Annotated in this window: 20 protein-coding genes; 2 read left to right on the plus strand and 18 right to left on the minus strand. The window is 41.7% G+C overall.

Annotated elements, in window-relative coordinates:
- Positions 1-9: 9 nt before the first annotated feature.
- The 6 genes from mrdA to BN8908_RS04835 all read right to left on the minus strand — a co-directional run bounded on the left by mrdA (position 10) and on the right by BN8908_RS04835 (position 6519).
- Entirely contained in the window at positions 10-1860 is a 1851-nt protein-coding gene (mrdA, locus tag BN8908_RS04810; RefSeq protein WP_021988698.1) for a penicillin-binding protein 2, read from the minus strand.
- 52 nt (positions 1861-1912) lie between these two features.
- Complete coding sequence (locus BN8908_RS04815; protein ID WP_021988699.1) at positions 1913-2419, minus strand: hypothetical protein; 507 nt, start codon at positions 2417-2419, stop codon at positions 1913-1915.
- 11 nt (positions 2420-2430) lie between these two features.
- The gene (gene mreC / locus BN8908_RS04820; protein WP_068689476.1) at positions 2431-3255 is read right to left on the minus strand and encodes a rod shape-determining protein MreC; all 825 of its coding nucleotides are present in this window, start codon (positions 3253-3255) and stop codon (positions 2431-2433) included.
- A gap of 94 nt (positions 3256-3349) precedes the next feature.
- Complete coding sequence (locus BN8908_RS04825) at positions 3350-4372, minus strand: rod shape-determining protein (protein WP_009136110.1); 1023 nt, start codon at positions 4370-4372, stop codon at positions 3350-3352.
- 4 nt (positions 4373-4376) lie between these two features.
- On the minus strand, positions 4377-5912 hold the full coding sequence (gene purH, locus BN8908_RS04830) for a bifunctional phosphoribosylaminoimidazolecarboxamide formyltransferase/IMP cyclohydrolase (RefSeq protein WP_021988701.1): 1536 nt from the start codon (positions 5910-5912) through the stop codon (positions 4377-4379).
- A 127-nt stretch (positions 5913-6039) separates the two neighbouring features.
- Positions 6040-6519 carry a Rieske (2Fe-2S) protein gene (locus BN8908_RS04835; protein WP_021988702.1) on the minus strand — a complete coding sequence of 160 codons (480 nt, stop codon included), beginning with the start codon at positions 6517-6519 and terminating at the stop codon, positions 6040-6042.
- Positions 6520-6556: 37 nt separating this feature from the next.
- Between BN8908_RS04835 and BN8908_RS04840 the strand changes: the two genes are divergently transcribed.
- Positions 6557-6919: a hypothetical protein gene (locus tag BN8908_RS04840; protein WP_021988703.1), complete on the plus strand. Its 363-nt coding sequence runs from the start codon at positions 6557-6559 to the stop codon at positions 6917-6919.
- On the opposite strand, the gene BN8908_RS04845 is transcribed toward BN8908_RS04840, so the two are convergent.
- From BN8908_RS04845 to BN8908_RS04855, 3 genes are all read right to left on the minus strand, one after another.
- Positions 6916-8196 carry an outer membrane beta-barrel protein gene (locus tag BN8908_RS04845; RefSeq protein WP_068689482.1) on the minus strand — a complete coding sequence of 427 codons (1281 nt, stop codon included), beginning with the start codon at positions 8194-8196 and terminating at the stop codon, positions 6916-6918. The two genes, BN8908_RS04840 and BN8908_RS04845, sit on opposite strands and share 4 nt — an antisense overlap.
- Entirely contained in the window at positions 8193-8723 is a 531-nt protein-coding gene (locus BN8908_RS04850) for an RNA polymerase sigma factor (protein ID WP_021988705.1), read from the minus strand. Before BN8908_RS04850 ends, BN8908_RS04845 begins: the two co-directional genes overlap by 4 nt.
- Positions 8724-8794: 71 nt before the next feature.
- Complete coding sequence (locus BN8908_RS04855; RefSeq protein WP_021988706.1) at positions 8795-10576, minus strand: aminopeptidase P family protein; 1782 nt, start codon at positions 10574-10576, stop codon at positions 8795-8797.
- Positions 10577-11229: 653 nt separating this feature from the next.
- Here BN8908_RS04855 and BN8908_RS04860 point away from each other — a divergent pair.
- Positions 11230-11646 carry a helix-turn-helix domain-containing protein gene (locus BN8908_RS04860; protein WP_021988707.1) on the plus strand — a complete coding sequence of 139 codons (417 nt, stop codon included), beginning with the start codon at positions 11230-11232 and terminating at the stop codon, positions 11644-11646.
- On the opposite strand, the gene BN8908_RS04865 is transcribed toward BN8908_RS04860, so the two are convergent.
- The 9 genes from BN8908_RS04865 to BN8908_RS04905 form a co-directional block, all read right to left on the minus strand.
- Positions 11647-12552: a dihydroorotate dehydrogenase gene (locus tag BN8908_RS04865; RefSeq protein ID WP_021988708.1), complete on the minus strand. Its 906-nt coding sequence runs from the start codon at positions 12550-12552 to the stop codon at positions 11647-11649. It abuts the gene before it with no gap.
- Positions 12540-13301 carry a dihydroorotate dehydrogenase electron transfer subunit gene (locus tag BN8908_RS04870; protein ID WP_021988709.1) on the minus strand — a complete coding sequence of 254 codons (762 nt, stop codon included), beginning with the start codon at positions 13299-13301 and terminating at the stop codon, positions 12540-12542. The genes BN8908_RS04865 and BN8908_RS04870 overlap by 13 nt, the downstream gene beginning before the upstream one ends.
- Before the next feature lie 55 nt (positions 13302-13356).
- Positions 13357-16116, minus strand: coding sequence for an excinuclease ABC subunit UvrA (gene uvrA, locus BN8908_RS04875; RefSeq protein ID WP_021988710.1), 2760 nt, complete (start codon positions 16114-16116; stop codon positions 13357-13359).
- 170 nt (positions 16117-16286) lie between these two features.
- Entirely contained in the window at positions 16287-16727 is a 441-nt protein-coding gene (gene rplI / locus BN8908_RS04880; RefSeq protein WP_021988711.1) for a 50S ribosomal protein L9, read from the minus strand.
- A gap of 19 nt (positions 16728-16746) precedes the next feature.
- A complete protein-coding gene (gene rpsR / locus BN8908_RS04885; RefSeq protein ID WP_009136073.1) occupies positions 16747-17016 on the minus strand; it encodes a 30S ribosomal protein S18 in 270 nt (89 codons plus the stop codon).
- A 3-nt stretch (positions 17017-17019) separates the two neighbouring features.
- A complete protein-coding gene (rpsF, locus tag BN8908_RS04890) occupies positions 17020-17367 on the minus strand; it encodes a 30S ribosomal protein S6 (protein WP_202668897.1) in 348 nt (115 codons plus the stop codon).
- A 105-nt stretch (positions 17368-17472) separates the two neighbouring features.
- Positions 17473-18492 (minus strand): endolytic transglycosylase MltG, encoded by a 1020-nt coding sequence (gene mltG, locus BN8908_RS04895; RefSeq protein ID WP_068689483.1) that lies wholly within the window; start codon positions 18490-18492, stop codon positions 17473-17475.
- Between the two features lie 6 nt (positions 18493-18498).
- Positions 18499-19545: a nucleoid-associated protein gene (locus BN8908_RS04900; RefSeq protein WP_021988714.1), complete on the minus strand. Its 1047-nt coding sequence runs from the start codon at positions 19543-19545 to the stop codon at positions 18499-18501.
- A 3-nt stretch (positions 19546-19548) separates the two neighbouring features.
- Entirely contained in the window at positions 19549-21033 is a 1485-nt protein-coding gene (locus tag BN8908_RS04905) for a DUF3078 domain-containing protein (protein WP_227462023.1), read from the minus strand.
- Between the last annotated feature and the right edge of the window lie 68 nt (positions 21034-21101).

Consider the following 21101-nt stretch of genomic DNA (forward strand, 5'->3'; position numbering starts at 1 on the left):
GTATAAAAATTAGTCTTCCGCTTCTTCTCGTTTATCTGTTGTTTTTTTGACCGGGGTGTGGATCAGATCCGCTTCCAGCATTTTCTTTTCCAAAGCCATTTTCCGGGAAGAGATTTTTCCCGTCAAATATTTTTCAATCAGCAATCCTGCAATCGGAGCTCCGTATGTCGATCCCCATTCTCCGTTTTCTACATACACCAAAATGGCGATTTTAGGATTTACTTTCGGGGCAAAAGCGAAGAATGCCGAGTGATCCAGTCCGTGAGGATTCTGAATTGTTCCGGTTTTTCCGCATACGGTAACGGAATCACAAGCTGCAACACGGGCGGTTCCGCCTTTGACAGCCTCTTCCATGGCATCGGCAATGACATCGAAATATTCCTTTCTGATGTTTAAGTCGTGGCGCACGATTCTGGCCCGGTGTTCGGGGTCAGCCGGACGCACAATATGCGGGGTCAGATAAGATCCTCTGTTGGCAATACATGTAACGATATTCGCCATCTGAAGCGGAGTGATCAACAGTTCTCCCTGGCCGATGGAAAGGGACATGATGTAAGTGTAATACCAGTTGTGCGTGCGGAACACTTTGTCGTAATATGCCTGTGTCGGTATCGAACCGGAAGATTCGTTCATAAAATCCGGACAAATCCGTTGTCCCAATCCGAATTCCAGGACATAATCCCGCCATTTTCCATACGCTTCCCGTACATTCGCATATTTGTTATTCTCCAATATCCGGCGGAATACATTTACGAAATAAGGATTACATGAATTTTGAATTCCTCCTTTCAAATCCAGGGGAGAAGCATGTCCGTGACATTTCATAAACTGCCCGTTGAAAGAATTACCTCTGTGACATTCGTATTGGGTGGCCGGAGTGATTACACCTTCCTGCAATCCGATCAAGCCTTGAATCGTTTTGAAAATAGAACCCGGAGGATAGGTCGCCGTAACGGTACGGTCGAATAATGGCAGATTCGGGTCCTGTTGTAATTTCCGGTAGTTTTCACTTCGCTCCAGACCGACCAGAAATTGCGGGTCGTAACCGGGGCTGGATACTTTCAGTAAGATTTCTCCGGTTGAAGGTTCTATGGCAATGATCCCGCCTTTCTTATTTTGCATCAGCCGGTAAGCATATTCCTGTAAGTCGATATCCAGTGTCGTCGTCAGGTCGCCGCCGACAACTGCCGGAATATCGTATTCTCCGTTTTTGTAGGAACCTTTGATGCGGTTATAATTATCCACCAATAAGATTCGTTTTCCTTTGGTTCCCCGCAAAATCTTTTCGTAACTTTTCTCCAAGCCGTTTACTCCGATATAGTCGCCGGAAGTATAACTGCTGTCTTTTTCAATTTGGCTCTGACTGACTTCTCCGATATAGCCGAATACATCTGCAGAATGAGCTACGTTGTATTTGCGCAGGGTTCTGGTCTGGATAAAAAAACCGGGATATTTATACAGTTTTTCCTGAAGTTTGGCGTATTTGTTATCCGTGATCTGGGAAATTAAGATGGATGCTTTATAACGGGAATACCGTTTACATTTTTCCATGTTTTTTACCAAAACTTCTTTCGGTATTCCCAGTATGGAGATCAGTTCCAGCGTATCGAAATTTTTTACCTGACGGGGAATGACCATCAAGTCATAAGCAGCCTGATTGTATACCAATAATTTATGGTTCCGGTCATAAATCAATCCTCTGGCCGGATATTGGGTTTCCACCCGTTGTGAATTGTTGATGGCTGAAAGCTTATAGGATTCATCAATTACCTGTAATTTGAATAACTGAATAATATATATCCCGAATACGAAAACAATCAATCCGGAAATAACAGCCTTTCTATGTGAGAATTTGTTCATGGGTTCCCTGCGGAGTTATAATGTTTGAATAACCACCAATTCAAATCGTTCGTTACTCCTGTTTTTTCTTCAAAGCAATAAAATAATACAGCATGATAAAGAAACCGGATACAACAGTACTGCACACGATACGTAGCAAGGTGATGGAGAAATTAGCGAAACTGAAAGCTTCTGCCAGCATCAGTACTACGTTGAAAATAAATACGGACAATGTCGTATACCTGAAAAACCATCCGAATTTCCGTACCTTTTGTGCCCCCTGTATGTCGTCGATCTGATCCCGGTTTGAAGTCAATTGCAACAATTTAGGACGAAGATAGGCTATAAACGTCGTAGCTGCAGTATGAATTCCCATTGTATTATTAGCCAAATCTATGATAAAACCGAACAGAAAAGCCAGTAGCAATACTGACGTTTTCTTCATGGTATAGGGTAATATCAGAATGGCCAAAATATAAATGTTGATGTAGATATATGAATTCAACTGTATATTATCCAAAATAGCCAACTGAATAATAAACAGGCAAACCACATGAATAAGATATTTTGTACTGTTCATTAGATTACACTTTATCTTTCGTCATAACTGACTTTTTCCAGAGTTTCTTTTTCTTCTTTCTTCCGGTTATCGACGATATACACATCCGACAATTTACCGAAATCAGTTGCCAGTTGTACTTTTATAGTAAGAAAGTTGGCGGTTTCCCTATCAACCGTTTCTACAAATCCGATTAATTCCCCCTCGGGAAAAATAGAGGAGAAGCCTGAAGTTACAATTGTATCTCCCTGAGCAACATCAACATGAAAGGGGATATCGTTAAGATAGGAATACCGGTAATCGTTACCGTCCCATTGTAAGGAACCGTAATAACCGTTTTTCTTTATTTTAGCGGATATTTTCAGATTTGTATTGATCAGGGGAAGAACAACGGCATAGGTATTACTGATATTTTGGATAATGCCTACAACTCCGTCCCGGGAAGTTACTGCCATTTCCTTGCGTATACCGTTTACAATGCCTTTATCCAGAGTGATGTAATTTTTGGTTTTGTTAAAGTTGGCATTGACCGTCCTGGCGTTCATATACAGGTAATCTCCTTCGGATTTACTGGTGTCTATAGACACAAACGGGTGAGAGGATTTCAATTCTTCAATTGTATTCTTTAAACCGGTATTCTCTGCAACTAATTTTTCGTTTATCGCTTTCAGATTAAAATATTCCCCGATATCGGAGATATACGAAGAAATATGACAAAACAGGGAAGAGCTCTGTCTGAAAAAAATGGTTCTCTGATAGCGATTGTGTTGTACAATCATAGAGAAAGCCACAATTTCCAACAGTATAAAAAATATAGTAAAATGATACTTTAATATAAGTTTTATAATATTTTTCACGATTTCCTATTTGTCTTAAACGAAAATATCCGGCAGATGATTCCTGCGGATATTTTCATTCGGTATTTACAGATTCATGGATTGTTCTGCTGTTTTATCGGATCAGGAATGAGAACTTGTCTACATTTTTCAAGGCTATTCCTGTTCCTCTGGCCACAGCCCGAAGCGGGTCTTCTGCAATGTGGAAAGGTATATTAAGCTTGTCAGACAAGCGTTTGTCCAGTCCTCTCAACAAAGCACCGCCCCCGGCGAGGTAAATGCCTTTGTTCACAATGTCGGCATATAGCTCAGGAGGAGTCTGTTCCAGGGCCCCCAGAATGGCAATTTCAATTTTGGAGATGGATTTCTCCAGGCAATGAGCTATTTCCTGATAGGAAACGGGCACTTCTACCGGCAGTGACGTCATCTGGTTCGGGCCTTGTACGATAAAATCGGCAGGGGGCTCATCCAGTTCGGACAACGCCGAGCCTACATGAATTTTGATTTCTTCGGCGGTACGTTCTCCAATTTTAATATTGTGCTGATGACGCATATATTCCTGGATATCGTCCGTCAAATCGTCACCGGCAATACGGATGGATTTGTTGGTCACGATACCTCCCAGTGAAATGACTGCAATTTCAGTCGTACCACCGCCTATATCTACGATCATATTACCTTCCGGAGCCTCAACATCCAAACCGATACCCAAAGCCGCTGCCATCGGTTCATAAATCATATATACATCCCGGCCTCCTGCATGTTCGGAAGAGTCGCGTACGGCACGTACCTCCACTTCGGTACTTCCCGAAGGAATACAAATAACGATGCGCAAAGAAGGTGAGAAGAATTTGTTATTGATATTCGCCATCTTGATCATACCGCGGATCATTTGTTCCGCAGCGTTGAAGTCGGCGATAACTCCGTCCCTCAATGGGCGTATTGTTTTTATGTTATCATGGGTTTTTCCCTGCATTTGCCGGGCTTTTTCTCCGATAGCAATTACTTTTTCCGTGCGACGGTCGATGGCTACGATAGAAGGTTCGTTAACGACCATCTTGTCGTTATTTATTATAATGGTGTTGGCCGTACCCAGGTCGACCGCTATATCTTGTGATAAAAATGAAAATAATCCCATATTATTAATGTTTGAAATGTCTCATACCTGTAAATATCATTGCAATGCCGTATTTATCGGCAGCTTCTATCGATTCCTGATCCCGAACGGAACCTCCGGGCTGGATAATGGCTGTGATACCCGCTTTGTGTGCAGCTTCAACACAATCGGCAAAAGGGAAGAAGGCATCCGAAGCCATGGCGCTACCGGCAATGCGGTCACCTCCCTGGCGAATTGCATTTTCCAATGCCCAGATTCGGCTTACTTGTCCCGGTCCGACACCTGTCGTACATTTGTCTTTTGCAATTGCAATACCATTCGATTTAGTATGCTTTACAACTTTCCAGGCAAACAATAAATCTTCCATTTCCCGTTCGGTCGGTTGCCGTTTGCTTACCACTTTCAGACCGTCTTCCGGTAACAATAAAGTGTCCTGATCCTGAATCAGCAGGCCGCCTAATACGGTTTTTGCTTTGTGTGCTTTTTCGTCTTTCGTCAATATGTCTTCCAGTTGTAATAACCGGATATTCTTTTTCTTCGATAAAATTTCCAAAGCTTCCGGTGAATAAGAGGGAGCCACAATTACTTCCAGAAATGTCCGGGCCATCATTTCGGCTGTTTCCCGGTCTATTTCCCGGTTTGCAGCAACGATACCGCCATATATGGAAACCGGATCAGCCTCGTAAGCTTTCCGGTAGGCTTCGGCAATTGTAGCTGCACTTCCGACTCCGCAAGGATTGGCATGTTTGGCAGCAACGACAGTCGGCTCTTCAAATTCTTTCAGGGTTTCCAGTGCTCCGTCGGTATCACCGATGTTGTTATATGACAATTCTTTTCCGTGTAGCTGAACGGCTGCGGTCAGCGTACCGGCCGTACCCTGTATGGCGGTGTAGAATGTCGCTGCCTGATGCGGATTTTCCCCATACCGTAAATCCTGTTTCTTTTCATAGGTAAGGGTCAAGGTTTGCGGAGACTGTATATTTAATTTTTTAGAAAAATAATCGGCGATGAGTGCATCGTAGTGAGCCGTATGAATAAATACTTTTGCCGCCAACAGTTCTTTGGTAGCGGCAGAAGTATCGCCCGATTCCTGCAATTCGGAAATCACCCGGTCATAATCGGCCGGGTCGGTCAATACGGTGACAAATCTGTAATTCTTAGCAGCAGCCCGTATCATTGTCGGACCGCCGATATCGATGTTCTCGATAATTTCTTCGTGTGAGACTCCCGGTTTCAAAACCGTTTGCTTAAAAGGGTAAAGGTTACATACGACGATATCGATGGGTTCTATTCCTAAATCGTGCATCTGTTTGAGATGATGTTCATTATCTCTGATAGCCAGAATGCCACCTTCAACATTAGGATGTAAGGTCTTTACTCGACCGTCGAAACATTCGGGGAACTTTGTCAGTTCTGAAATATCCTGAACTTTAATGCCTTCTTCTTTCAGTTTTTTTGAGGTTCCTCCGGTAGAAATGATTTCCCAACCCATGGAATTCAGTGACTTGGCAAAATCAATAATTCCTGTTTTATCATAAACGCTTATTAATGCTCTTTTCATCCGGACGTTTATTATTTTTAGTGTGTAATTTTCTGTTTCGCCGCAAAGGTAAAAAAAAAGAATGTTTTTTCTTTAATAATTTCGCAGATAGTATAATATTTTTATTTACATTCCACTTCGCAGTATTTTAGTTTCTGACAATCAGTTTTTTACCTACTTTAGTAATGGAATAGGACTTTAAAGGGTATATCTTTTCGGTATTGGTGATAGCCTGACCGGAAAACAATTCAAATTCCGTACCGCAAACCGGACATACTGCCGTTGTTCCTTTTAAATCCTTGGCGGTAATAAAAGACTCTAAATCGCTGCAATTGGTGCAGGTTGCGTCATAGCAATGAAAATCTTCCAAATCAGATGTAAATACGATGATGCCGTGTCCTTTGTATCCGATAGCTGTCGGATTAGGCGTAGAGGTTGCAAAATAACGGGCTATGTTTTGCCAGGATAAAGGATCGTCACCTCCCGTACCGAAAGGAATTTCCGTGTAAATCTGGACGTAAGGAATGATATGATCGCCTCCCAGCTTATTACCGTATTTATCTCCGCAACTCATATTTATAGACAAAAAAATGGCAGAGAGTAAAAAAATAACTATTTTTGACTTCATAACAGGTAATTTTTCAAACATCTGCAAAGATAATAAAATGAGCGACAACGGTTCAAATTCAGATTGGATATATCTGCTTTTAACATTAATTGCAGGAATTGCGAGTCTTTTCAAGGCTCAGAAAACCAAAAAACGACAAGTCGGGGACACCCCGGATTCCTCGGAAACTCCGGACCCGTTCCTGGAAACGGAAGAAGAAGATGGCGAGTTGGTGCAGGCAACCGAATGGCCGGATTCCCGGATACAATCAAATTGCCTGACGGTAACCGACAAACAGGAGGAAAGCAATGGCCTGTTTAAAGAAGAGGTGTCTTTGGAAGAGGAAGAGACCGAAAGTTATGCTTTCGATCTTCGGCAAGCGATTATCAGCAATGAAATTCTCAATCGCAAATACGACTAAAAACTGATTCCGATACCTGTTGAAAAAGAGAACATATAGGGTTTAAAATCAATATCTTTGTTTTTGCTGATGGATTGTAAATAATACCGGAATCCCGGTTCTACCATAAATGTAATCCGGGGAAAAATCGGATATTCGACACCCAGCGCCCAATCCGTACTGATATTGAATGTCCGGATGTCTTCGGTCGTTCCTACATATTTCCGGTTATTCCCGTAATTCAGATAAGCTTTATTAGCTACGATAAAGCTTCCGCTGAATCCCCCCAATACACTTATTTTTAACTTGTTATTGTTCAATCGGTATTTTAAGGCCAATGGAATTTCAAGGGCTTCGAATACTTGTTCGATATTACCACCTCCGCTTGAAGAGAATGTAGTTGCGTAGTACACCGACGGTATTTTTTTAGTGGTTTTTATATTTCCCAAAAGTGAAGGAATGTTGCGCACCTGTCTCGGACCGGCGATGGCCGTCATGTTTAAATTATACACCGAAGTATTTTTCTCTCCTTCGGTTTTCTGACCTATTTTCGTATACATGATCCCCGTTTGGATACTAAGGCGTTTCCCTGTATTGACAGCTACTTTCAGTCCTCCGCTTAAATTGAACATACCCTGCATCTGGTTGCCGGAATATCGGTAGTTTCTGGCTGCTTTGTCGGGTGCTGTATAATTTCCGGAAGAATATCCGGGAGCAATGTATCCTCCCAATGATATACCCGGGGATTGTTTCATTTTTTCCGGTTTAGTTCCGGAGTCGGCTAGTAAAAGTTGTCTGTACAGTTTTTGCGTTTCGTAGGAATTTTTATTTACAAGTGGAATAAAATCCCTGCGAATGGCCGGTGTTTTTATTTCAGCTTCGGGGACCGGTGTTGAAAGTGTACGCTCTGCAAACAATTGTACGATTTCGAGCGGAGTCTCTGTTGTCTTTTCGGGAAGAAGTGTCTGCGGCAGATGTTCCGTCGGTAAAGGACGACGGGCAGACAGGCAGCTTACAAGCTCCCTGTTTTTATACTCCTTTTCTATGTAATCCTGCCCAAGTGCAGTAATTTCAGTATACGATACAACTTTTTCCAGCGGTTCTTTTTTTTGTATCAGCCAGGACAATCCCAGCAACAAGACAATCCCGGCAGCAGTACTATACCACCACACAACGGATTTTTTCTGTCTCCTTCTGGCATCCACTTCTTTCCGGATATTTTCCCACAAATAGGCAGGAGGTTCTACCGATTCTTCCCGGAATACCTTTCTCAATCTGTTGTCCATATTATTACTCATCGCTCTGCGTATTCTTTTATTCTTTTCTTTAAGATTTCTCTGGCTCTGGCTAAATTGGATTTTGAAGTTCCCTCTGAGATGCCGAGCATAGCTGCAATATCCTTGTGTTGTAATTCTTCTCCGACATACAGGCGAAAAACCAGTTTGTACCTTTCAGGCAACTCTTCTATAAAGCCAATCAATACGTTTTCGGGAATATAGGCCTCTTCGTCGTCGGTTTCCGTTTGTACGACATCGGGAATATCCTCTGTTAACTGAACGGACTGATTTTTCCGGTATTTTTCCAAAGCCGTATTGATAAAAATGCGCTTCATCCAGCCTTCAAAAGAGCCTTTTCCAGTATATTGTCCGATTGATTCGAATACCCGGATAAAGCCGTCCTGGAAATTATCTTCCGCTTCCGTCCGGCTTGGGGAGTAGCGGAGACATAGTGCAAACATGCGAGCAGAAAAAAGTTTGTAAAGCTGCTCCTCGGCTTTACGGTCTCTTTTCTTGCACTTTTCTACTATATCTTCCACTATACACATGACTCGTTGCTCAATAGATGCGCAGATTATAAAAAGGTTGCGTCATTCTTTGAGAATGACGCAATTTATTTTTAAATTTTTTGGGTTTTCATTTTCAGCCAATCTGCAATTTCCGGTTGAAGATGGGGCGACAACTTTTCATATACCGTATTGTGGTAAGCATTCAGCCATTTTTTTTCCTCCGCACTTAATAATTCAATTGACAATGCAGAAGTATCAAAATAACAAAGAGTTAATGTTTCAAACCCCAACCATTCCCCGAACTCATTCACGGCGATAGGATGGCATAAAATCATGTTTTCGTGGCGTATGCCATGTGAACCTTCCCGGTACATGCCCGGTTCGTCGGACGTAACCATTCCGGAAAGTATCGGCTGGTTACGCCAGGTTTGGCGGATGTCTTGAGGTCCTTCATGTACACAGAGGAAATGACCGATCCCGTGTCCCGTTCCATGTCCGTAATTTCTTAGATTATCCCATAAAGGCTGCCTGGCAACTATATCGATATTTGCGCCGGCTGTTCCTTTCGGGAATATACATCTTGCCAGGTTAATCATGCCTTTTAATACCAGTGTGTAATCCTCTTTTTCCAAATCAGTCAGTTCTCCCAAAGGAATCGTACGGGTGATATCCGTTGTCCCGTACCAATATTGGGCCCCCGAATCAACCAGATACAAGCCTTTGGCTTTCAGTACGGCATCCTGTCCGGGAACGGCAGAATAATGAGGTAAAGCCGCATTCATACCGTATGCGGAAATGGTATGAAAACTATCTGAAATATAATCGGGACATTCCTGACGGAATGCGGTCAGTTTTTCCGCCACCTCGGTTTCTGTCAATTCCTGTTTCTTTAAACTGTCTTCCAGCCAATAGAAAAAGCGGGTCATGGCGATACCGTCCTGTATGCAAGCTTTTCTGAATCCTTCTGATTCCGTCGTATTTTTTATTGATTTCCACAATACGACAGGCGATTTGCTTTCAATCAACCGGCAAACCGATTTGACTTTATTGTATACGGCATAATTCAATGTGTCCGTATCCAGACAAAAAACCGCATCCGTTTTTTTCAATTCGTCCAGAAATAAAAATAAATGATGATAATCCCGTATCTCGATTCCGTTTGCCGCCAATTCTTTGGATATTTCGGCCGAAACTTTCCGGTTTTTTACAAACAGCCAGGATTTTTCCCGCCCGACAACAGCATAACTGATCACCACCGGATTATACGAAACATCCCGGCCTCTTATATTATAGAGCCATGCAATTTCATCCAGGCAACTGAACAGGGCATAATCGGCTTGCTTTTCCTGTAAATATTCCCGGACAGAATTTATTTTTTCCCGGGCCGGCTTACCGGTAAATTCCGTTTTTAACAAAAACAAGGGAGCCTCCGGTAGCCCCGGGCGATCCAGCCAGATTTCCCCCAGCAGGTCTGTTTTATCAATCACCCGGATTTTTTTCGCCGTAAAATAAGATTCCAGGCTTTTTATATCATTTACGGGCATACAAAATCCATCGATACCGACACGGGCTTCCGCCGGCAGGACGGATGCCAGCCATTCCGGATAGTCAACGGCGTCGGGTACTCTGAGTTTGTGCATGTTTATACCGCTTCCGGCCAATTCTTTTTCTGCCTGAATAAAATAACGGGTGTCCGTCCATAACCCGGCTTCTTTTAAGGTGACTACAACGGTTCCATACGACCCCGTAAATCCGGATATCCATTTTCGTTGTTGCCATGCTTCCGGTAAATATTCACTATTGTGCGGATCCGTGCCGGATATAATATAGGCATCCAAAGATTCTCGCTCCATTATTTTTCTTAAAGCTGTGAGTTTTTCAGGTATAGTCATTTTTTATATGTTTTAATTTTTTCAAATGTAATAAGAATAAGCTCAATTTGCAAAAAAGAGGATTGTTTACAAATGTAATGTAGTATGCCGGTGTTTTTGGGCTCCATCTGAATGTTACATATGTAATGTTGTGTTCTCTGAAATATAAATTTTACAAAAGTAACGCCTTGTTGGGGACTAGATTTTTCCGACCTGAATATATTAGGTATAATATACTTTAAGCCAGTATTTTAAATATAAATATATCATGTATATATTTAATATTTTAAAGCCGAATAAGATATTTAAAGCCCATTTTGATTATAAATCGGTCTTATAAAATTAAAAAATTGTTTGATAATCAGTTGTTTAATGTGTTTATATATAGTTTTTATTTAATATATTTTCTTTTAAAACAGAAGATTGTTTGATTGTAACATACTATATATCAGCTATTCATACAATGCAATATCTGTAATCCAGTTTCAATATACTGAAAATGAAATAAATAGGGTAGAGATAGGAGGGTTAATACTAGTATAAATTACATATGTAAACTCTACTAATTACAAATGTAATTTGGTAGATTTGAGGTTAATTATTACATTTGTAAAAGAAAACGGATGATTTTGTTATAACGATAAAATGACTTGTGTCATGTAAATTTCGGGAAAATGAAAGACAGGTTGAATGAGATTATTGAAAAAAAAGGACTGACGGCAACGAAATTTGCCAATATGATAGATGTAAATCCTTCTGCCATCTCTCATTTACTGAAGGGACGCAATAAGCCCGGCTATGATGTGCTGGTAAATATAGCCAAGGCGTTTCCGGATATCAGTATGGATTGGCTGCTTACCGGGAAAGGCGGAATTTATAATCATCCGGCGACAGCCCCGTCTGTAGATATACAAGAAAAAACCGTTTTACAAACGCCTAAAGAACCGGAACACGCGTCCGCAGAAAAAGAAATAGCTGCAATCCCGGGTGAAATTGCAGCTACGATCCCTTTATTGACAAACAAGAAAGCATTAAAGCGAATTATCCTGTTTTTCAGCGACGGAAGTTTTGAAGATTACCAAAAGGACTGACTAAATCAATCCTATAATTTCCCGTACACTTTTAAAATGGTTTTGTTCCAGGTAATCGTTAATACCGTTAATGATTTTTACGGTGACAGCCGGATCAATAAAATTAGCCGTACCTATTTGAACGGCCGAGGCGCCGGCGAGCAAAAATTCGATAGCATCTTCAGCAGTCATGATGCCTCCCAGACCTACAACCGGAATTTTTACGGCCTTTGCCACCTGCCACACCATTCTCAAGGCTACCGGTTTAACACAAGGTCCGCTTAATCCTCCGGTAACAGTACTCAAAACCGGTCGTCTGTTACGAATATCTACGGCCATTCCCAGCAGTGTATTGATCAGGGAGACAGAATCAGCTCCTTCGGCTTCTGCCGTCAATGCGATTTCCTGAATATCGGTGACATTGGGAGATAATTTCACCATCAGATGTTTTCCGTATACTTTCCTGACGGCTTTTACGACTTCTGCCACAGAAGAGCAACGGGTACCGAAAGCCATTCCACCTTCCTTTACATTCGGGCAGGAGATATTCAGTTCGATCCCCGGAATATTATCCAGGTCGTTTATTTTCTCTGCGGTCGCGACATAATCGGATACAGTAGACCCTGAAACATTTACCAGTATATGTGTTTTTATATCTTTTATTCCGGGATAGATATGCTCTGCAAAATAATCTACGCCTTTGTTTTGCAGTCCGACTGCATTCAACATGCCCGAAGGCGTTTCCGCCATTCGGGGATAAGGATTACCTTCCCGGGGATGCAGGGTTGTACCTTTTACAATAAAGCCTCCGAGTGCCGATAAGTCTATAAAATCCTGAAATTCGGTACCGTATCCGAATGTACCGGAAGCTGTTAATACCGGGTTCTTTAACTCCAGTTCCTTCAAGGAAATATTTAAATCTGCCATTTCAAATCGTTTATATTAAATACAGGTCCTTCCGTACACACACATTTATGTCCTTCTGTCGTATCCGTAACACAACACAGGCACGCTCCGATACCGCAAGCCATCATATTTTCCAGTGATACTTCACAATCAATATTATTAGTATAAGCATAACGTGCAACAGCTTTCATCATCGGGTCCGGACCGCAACAAAAAATATGATCGAAATGTTCTTTCAATAAAGAATGCCCGGTCGGATAGCCTTTTTCTCCGTAAGTGCCGTCCTCTGTGGTATAATGCAGGTGGGAGAATTTTCCGAAAACGTCCTTCAATATAATATCCTTTTCCGACCGGACTCCGATAAGCAAATCCGGGACAATTCCCCGTTTATTCAATTCTTTTGATAAATACAGCAAAGGGGCGATACCGACACCGCCTCCGATGAGCAGGCAGCGTCCGGATTCAGGAAGAGTAAAGCTGTTTCCCAATGGTAGTATAATGTTCAACTTTTCATTTTTCTGTAATTCCGATAACCTGGCTGTTCCGTGTCCGGCAATTTTAATCAATAAATACAATAATCCTTTTTGAGGATCAGCGTCATAAATAGAAACCGGCCGGCGTAAAAAAGTAGAGGAGGAGCCTTCTACCTTTATATTTACAAATTGTCCCGGCTTGATTTCCGGTAATTCTTCGGAATATACAGTCAGCAAAAACATATCCCGATTTAATTTCCGGTTTTCTAAAACTTCAAAATCAATAATCTTTTTCATGTAAGCTTAAAAGTTGCACGGTTTATTTTCTTGTATCCATTTCTTATCAAAAGCGTTATAACTTTTCTTTCAAATATTTTCCGGTATAGGAATCGGGGCATTTTATCAGGTCCTCCGGTGTACCGGTAAACACAACCCGTCCGCCTTCATTACCGCCTTCCGGTCCTAAATCGATGATGTGATCTGCACATTTGATGACATCCATGTTGTGTTCGATGATCAATACGGTATGTCCCCGGACAATCAAAGCGTTCAGGGATTCCATCAATTTATGTATATCATGAAAATGCAAACCGGTTGTCGGTTCATCGAAGACAAAAAGAGTCGGCTCTGCATTTTCACGACTCAGGTGATAGGCTAATTTGACCCGTTGACTTTCTCCGCCGCTCAATGTACTGGAAGATTGGCCTAATTTTACATATCCCAGTCCGACATCGGCTAATTTCTGTAATTTATCGACGACATTACGCTCACTGTATCCGGCGTCTTCTGCAAAAAAATCAATGGCCTGGTTTACAGTCATCTCCAATATGTCGTAAATACTTTTCTCCCGGTACTTGACTTCCAGTACTTCACTTTTAAAGCGTTTGCCCTTGCAATGTTCACATTGCAGATAAACGTCGGCCATAAACTGCATTTCGACCTTGATAATTCCTTCTCCCTGACATTCTTCACAGCGGCCGCCCGGTACATTGAAAGAAAAGTGGGAGGGTTTGAATCCCTGTATCTTAGCCAGTTTTACTTCCGAGAATATCTTGCGGATATCGTCCCAGGCTTTGAGATAGGTGACCGGATTGGAGCGTGTGGATTTCCCGATCGGATTCTGATCGATAAATTCCACACCGTTTATGGCTTTTACATCTCCCAGCAACTTATCAAAACTTCCGGTACGGTCGGAATAATCTCCGTAATACTTTTTAAGTGCAGGGACGACTATCGTTTTAATTAAAGTACTTTTTCCGGAACCGCTCACACCGGTCACGGCTGTCATAATACCCAGCGGGATATCGACTGAAATGTTTTTCAGGTTGTTTTCCGTAGCTCCCGTTATCGTTATTTTTTTAGTAAAATTTCTCCGGTGCTCGGGTACACTGATATTTTTTTTCCCAAACATATATGCGGCTGTCAGCGTATCGGCTTTTTTCAGTTTTTCCATGTTTCCTTGAAAGACGACCTCTCCGCCCAATCTTCCGGCCAAAGGCCCGATATCGATTACTTCATCGGCCGCCCGGATAATGTCTTCGTCATGTTCGACGACGACAACCGTATTTCCCAGATCCCTCAATTTTTTCAAGACCTTTATCAACTGGTCGGTATCCCGTGAATGTAATCCGATACTGGGTTCGTCCAGGATATAGAGCGAACCGACCAATGAAGAGCCCAAAGACGTAGCTAAATTTATGCGTTGCGATTCACCTCCGGATAGAGAGGAGGAAAGGCGGTTGAGGGTCAGATATCCCAAGCCCACTTCCAATAGAAATTCCAGCCGGCTGCGTATGTCGGGCAGGATTCGTTCAGCCACTTTGTGCTGATAGGGATCCAATTCCAGCCGGTCGAAGAAATCTTTCAATTCGGCAATCGGCATCTCCACTAATTCTGCTATGGATTTACCTCCGATTTTGACGTAAGAAACTTCCGGCTTTAAGCGGGTTCCATGACAATCGGGGCAAATAGTTTTTCCGGTATACCTGGCAATCATTACCCGGTTTTGGATTTTATATTTTTTGGATTCCAGATGTTCGAAGAAATCATAGATACCTTTAAAATAACGGCATCCCTGCCACAGCAACCGTTTTTCTTCGGCAGTCAGTTCGTAATAGGGGGTATGCACCGGGAAATTCACGTGATGAGCTGCACTGATCACCTGCCGTTTCCATTCACTCATAACTTCTCCCCGCCAGCACATGACGGCGTCTTCGTACAGACTCAAAGACTTATTCGGGACGACCAGGTCTTCGTCAATACCCAATACCCGGCCGTATCCTTCACATTTCGGACATGCACCGATAGGAGAGTTGAAACTGAACATATTTACGGAAGGTACCTGAAAACTGATACCGTCTGCTTCAAAGCGATTTGAAAAAGGATGCCGGACACCGTCTATTTCAATAAAACATTCTCCATTTCCCTCATACAAAGCTGTTTCTATTGATTCGGATATACGGGAAACGGTATCTTTTTCCCGGTTGACGGAAATCCGGTCGACCACCAGAAAACAGTTTTCCTGATCCGGTAAGGGGTGGGCATCATGTATTACATCTTCGATTCGCAGAAACCCGTCGCCGTATTTCAATCTCACAAATCCCTGGCTTAACAGGAGAGATAGCCCTTCGGGTTCGTCGAGCTTATCGGGTTTTGCCAGGATAACGGCATTTTTCCCTTCATGTTCCAGTACATAGCGGCAGATACTGTCTACCGTATCACGTTTAACTTCATTGCCGGATACGGGAGAATAGGTACGTCCGGCACGGGCGTACAACAATTTTATATAATCGTATATTTCCGTAGAAGTTCCGACGGTAGAACGGGGATTAGAGGTATTGACCTTTTGCTCGATGGCTACGGCAGGCGGAATACCCTTTATATAGTCGCATTCCGGCTTATTCAATCTCCCCAGGAATTGACGGGCATATGCCGACAAACTCTCCACATATCTTCGCTGTCCTTCTGCATACAGGGTATCGAAGGCCAGAGATGATTTTCCGCTTCCTGACACTCCGGTAATCACGATGAATTTTCCCAGTTCTATTTTCAGGTCTATATTCTTCAGATTGTGTACCCGGATGCCTTTCAGTTCTATGTATTGCTTTCCCATTTTACGTCCTCTACCTTTCAACTTTTAATTTTTGGAATACTGCCTTTGTTGCAGTAAACGTACAAAGATAGTGAAAATAATAGCAAATAAAAAGCACCCCGCGTAAGGGTGCTTTTCGTGTTTGGATATGTTTGGAAATACGTTTAAGTCTTGTTAATGACTCATTTTAATTATTCGGAAACCACGTCGAATTCCACATTTACTTTCACATCTCTGTGAAGTTTTATCGTTGCAGAATAAGTTCCCACTTCTTTGATTTCTTTCAGCATGATTTTCTTACGATCGATATCATACCCTTGTGCCTGTAAAGCTTCAGAGATCATGATATTATTCACGGATCCGAAAATTTTGCCGGTACTGCTTGTTTTTGCACCGATCGTCAGTTTCAACGCTTCGAGTTTAGCAGCCAGTTCCTGAGCTTCCGCTCTTAATTTAGCTTCTTTGTGTGCTCTTTGCTTGGTATTTTCTGCTACAACTTTTTTAGCCGATTCGGTGGCAAGGATAGCATATCCCTGGGGGATAAGGTAGTTACGACCATAACCCGGTTTTACGTTGATTACGTCGTCCTTATGACCTAAGTTTGCTATATCTGTCAATAATATAATTTGCATTTTGTCCTCCTTCCTTAAATTATTTCATCAAATCGGTTACATAAGGCAATAAAGCAAGATGTCTGGCTCTTTTTACTGCTGTAGCCACTTTTCTCTGATATTTCAGAGAAGTTCCGGTAATTCTTCTCGGAAGGATTTTACCTTGTTCATTCAAGAATTTCTTTAAGAATTCAGGATCCTTGTAATCGATAAATTTAATTCTGCTCTTTAAAAAGCGGCAGTATTTTTTCTTTTTGACTTCTACTGAAGGCGGGGTCAAATATCTGATTTCACTTTCGTTCTGTGCCATGGCTTATTTCTCCTCTCTTTTTTCTTGGTTTTTACTTCTTCTCTTTAAAGCATACTCATATGCATACTTGTCTAATCTGAAGGTCAGGAAACGGATTACACGTTCGTCACGGCGATAAGCTGTTTCCAACTTGTCTACCAATGAGCCTTCTGCTTCAAATTGGAGTAAGTGATAAAATCCGGTCGTTTTTTTCTGGATCGGATAAGCCAGCTTGCGAAGGCCCCATGCCTCCTCATGTTCAATGGAACCGCCATTTTCCGTAATGGCATTCTTGAACTTTTCTACCGCTTCCTTTATCTGTATTTCAGATAAAACGGGAGTTGTAATGAAAACGGTCTCGTAATGATTCAACATAATTAATTGATTATTAGTATAAAAATAATTTGTCGGCGCAAAGATACTATTTTTATATGAAATGCAAAAACAAAGGGCTTTTAAATTAGATTATAAATGTTATCAGTATATCTTTCTCTGATTGAGAGCCCTGTGATATTGCTTCGCATATATATTATGCTGATGAAGGGTTTTCGAAAAATAATGTCCTCCGGAAAAATCACTTTTCGCACAAAAGTAGAGGTAATCGTGTTTCTTGTAATGCAGTACGGCATCGATAACATTGACCGATGCCATTCGGATCGGTCCCGGAGGTAACCCCTGGTTCTTATACGTATTGTAAGGAGATTCGATTTCCATATGCTTGTTCAGAATCCGTTTCAGGGTGAAATCTCCCAAAGCAAATTTAAGGGTAGGACAAGCAGACAGCGGAATATTTTTATTCAATCGGTTGATGTAAACCCCTGCGATGACGGGGTGTTCTTCCGGACGAACCGTCTCTTCTTCAATAATTGAAGCCAATGTTATAACTTCCATGGGGGACAGGCCTGCTTTTTTTGCTTCGGCCAATCGGGTATCGTTCCAGAATTTCCGGTATTCCTCCGCCATTTTGCGGATCAGTTTTTCGGGTTTTGTATTCCAGTACACCTGATACGTGTTGGGAATAAACATACCGATGAATGTTTCCGGAGTAAATCCTAATTCCCTTTGTAAATCGGGACGTCGGGCTGTTTCCAGAAATTCCAGGGAATCGATTTCCAATTGACGTGAAACGACTCCAGCCAGCTGTTCCAGGGTACGGAGGTTGTTAAATGTAAAATGAACTGCTTCCTGATTTCCGGAACGTAACAGATTAACCAGGGTATTATTGTTCATACCGTCTTTGAGCCGGTATCGCCCTGATTTTACCATTTCCGGGTATTTTTTCAGCCGGGAAACAAGGCGAAGCGTGTAACTGTTTTTTATATACCCGTTATTCTGCAAATTTTCCATTACATTTTCAAAAGAATCATCTTCCCGGATATAAAACACGCCTTCATCATCGACCTGTGTGTTGGGATAGCATACAAAATAGTATCCCAGGCCACCGGCAACGGCAGCAATCAACAATAAGGCGATCCCTGTTCTGGCAATGATTTTCATAATTGCTTACTCTTCGTCCCGGAAATAAAGCTTATAGTAGTTCATATCCCGGGCCGTATCGTATCCTTTTTCGATATATTTACGTTGTCCGTGTATATACACGTGGAAATTTTTATCCAATTTCAGTACATGTCTGAAATACTTTTTCTCGTCTTTAACGGCAAAATCCGAGACGGGGAAGGTGTTGCTTAACGGAAGTTCCTTTTCTTCTTCATATTGTTTTTTAAAATTCTCGAAAGCATTGATAACTTCTGGCTCCCGGACTACTTCCTCTTTAAAGCGGTCTTCAGAGAAAACTTCCGCTTCCTTGAAAAAATTCAGGGAACGGTTCAGCATGTCGATCTGATCGGCCCGGGGCACGTCGTTTTCTTTATTGTATATATCTTTGACAAAATCTTTGCACAGATTCAGATAGTTGGCTGTCTGAAAATAGCTGTCGTTTGTAGGTTGTAAACCCAGAAAATCTGTCGTCCAGTAAATCGCTTCCTTGGTATTTGTCTTATCCAGTATCGACACTTTATATCCGCTTTCGGCATGTGTATTGAAAATAATGCAAGCCTTGTCCAGCTTACGGATATTGATTCCGGATTCACTTTCCAACTGATATGTATTTTGATTCATGACAATCTTGAGAAAAGTGTCTTTCGTTTCCGATTTAAATATACCGATGGCATCACAAACGCCTTCTTCTATGTTACAATTCCGGAAGTGAACGACATACAATTCGCCCGCTTTGATATTGGGATTGTTTGATTGTTCGAACAGATGCTGGGCCATAAATACCGATTGCACATAAAAAGATGCTTCGTTATTGAATATGTCGGTAACTGCCCCGTAAACCGGATTATTCATCAATTCGTCCTCATAGGGAAGAAAATTGTAAAAAGCATCCTTTTTAAAGGGAGAGAGGAAATAATTTTTCAGTAATCCCACGACATCCGGATCATCCGGTAAAAAACATTTATCCGAAACCGTCAACTCGCCGCCATCGTACTTGTTCCCAATGTTGTGGATTACAATATTGGAGATTTCACAATTTTCAAAATTTATCATATCTCAGAATCTAAAATTAACGCCTAAGTTCAAATTCTCTTTAAATTGCAGTTTCTTCGAATAGTTTTCGTCGTATACGACATTTGTATATACCGAAGCCCGCATAAAATAGTTTATCTTAAAATCAAGCTGAACCTGCCAATTACCGGTGAAACTCTGTTGCGAATTATAGTAACTGCTGAACATAATCAGTTCGTTACGTACATCGATAAATTTGAATAATGAAAATTTATTCCGGAGCTCGACACGGGCACCGGCATCTCCCTTGGATTTTTTGCCGGCATCTACACCGTAACGTCCCGGGTCGATACCCACAGTGTCCCTTAAATAAGTCCATTTTCCGGCAATAGGGGACAGATACAGGGAAAAATTATCATTCGGCTTGTAGTCCATACCGACGGATAAAGTAAAATAACCCGGAGTCATGAAATTTCCGATTTTTTTCTTTTCGTTTTCACCCGAATATTCATAAGAATTGAAAACAGTAGTCAGGATATTCAACTGGGCCGTATAATACCAATGTTTAAAAGCTTTTTGACCGACTTTCGAATTCAATTCCAGTTTTTCTTCATTTTTCCTTATATTCTGATCTCCGCTTTTAAGGAATCCCAAACGGTAATGCAGAAAGTTTTCCCAACTGGTTTTATTCTTATTGTAGTTGATGAAATAACGCAGATTACTCAAAACAGAGAGGGAATTTTCACCGCCGCCGGACCAGTTTGCCACATAACCTTGTCCCATGGCCATTTCTACTTCCGAATAATAAGTCCAGTGACGTCGGTGGAGTTCGCCCGGAGTAAGAGCCTGAAGATGGTAATAAGAAGCCGCCAGGCGGTTTGAAATTTTTTTGGCACGGGCCTTTTTCAAATCCATTTTAGAGCGATATACATCGTCATCTACATAAAAACGGATTGTATTTCCCGGAGGAGCAACCTGTATCCACGTCCCGATTGAATCACCCAGTTTATTTACCGCCCAAAACCGATGGTATTCTTTACGGCCGTTGTTGATCCAGAATTTCAAAGTGCTGTCAGTCGTATTACTGATTTCAATCATAACGGAATCCCGGCTGATTTTTTTCAGCCATATATAATTTGAATCAAGCTGAATGTAAGAAGCCAGTGTTCTCAAATCCGAATCAAACGTATAGCGGACGGTGTCGGAAGCGTACCGGATACTGTCTATGACCAGGCGGGCATTGACCGTATTCAATGCTTCCTCATTTTTACAGGTCGTACTGACATAATCCCGGATGTAATTCACCATATTTTTCAAGGTATCGTTCTGGGCATAACGCATCAGGACATCCAGGGCATTATTCAGATCAGAGTCCCGGTGCTTTTCCTTTTTCAGATTTTGAATGGCATAACGGATTGCCGGATTCTCAATATGGTTGTTTTTCAAGTTTTTCTTTAAAAATGACAAATTTGCAGGGAAAGCCAATTGTCCGGATTCTAAAGGCTGTACATCCAGATTTCTGATTTCCATGATCTCCGGATATAAAAGCTGTCCGAAAGACGAATTAAAACTCATCAATAAAGCACACAAAATCAATA

Origin of the sequence: Culturomica massiliensis (assembly GCF_900091655.1) — a bacterium.
Taxonomy (GTDB): Bacteria; Bacteroidota; Bacteroidia; order Bacteroidales; family Marinifilaceae; genus Culturomica; species Culturomica massiliensis.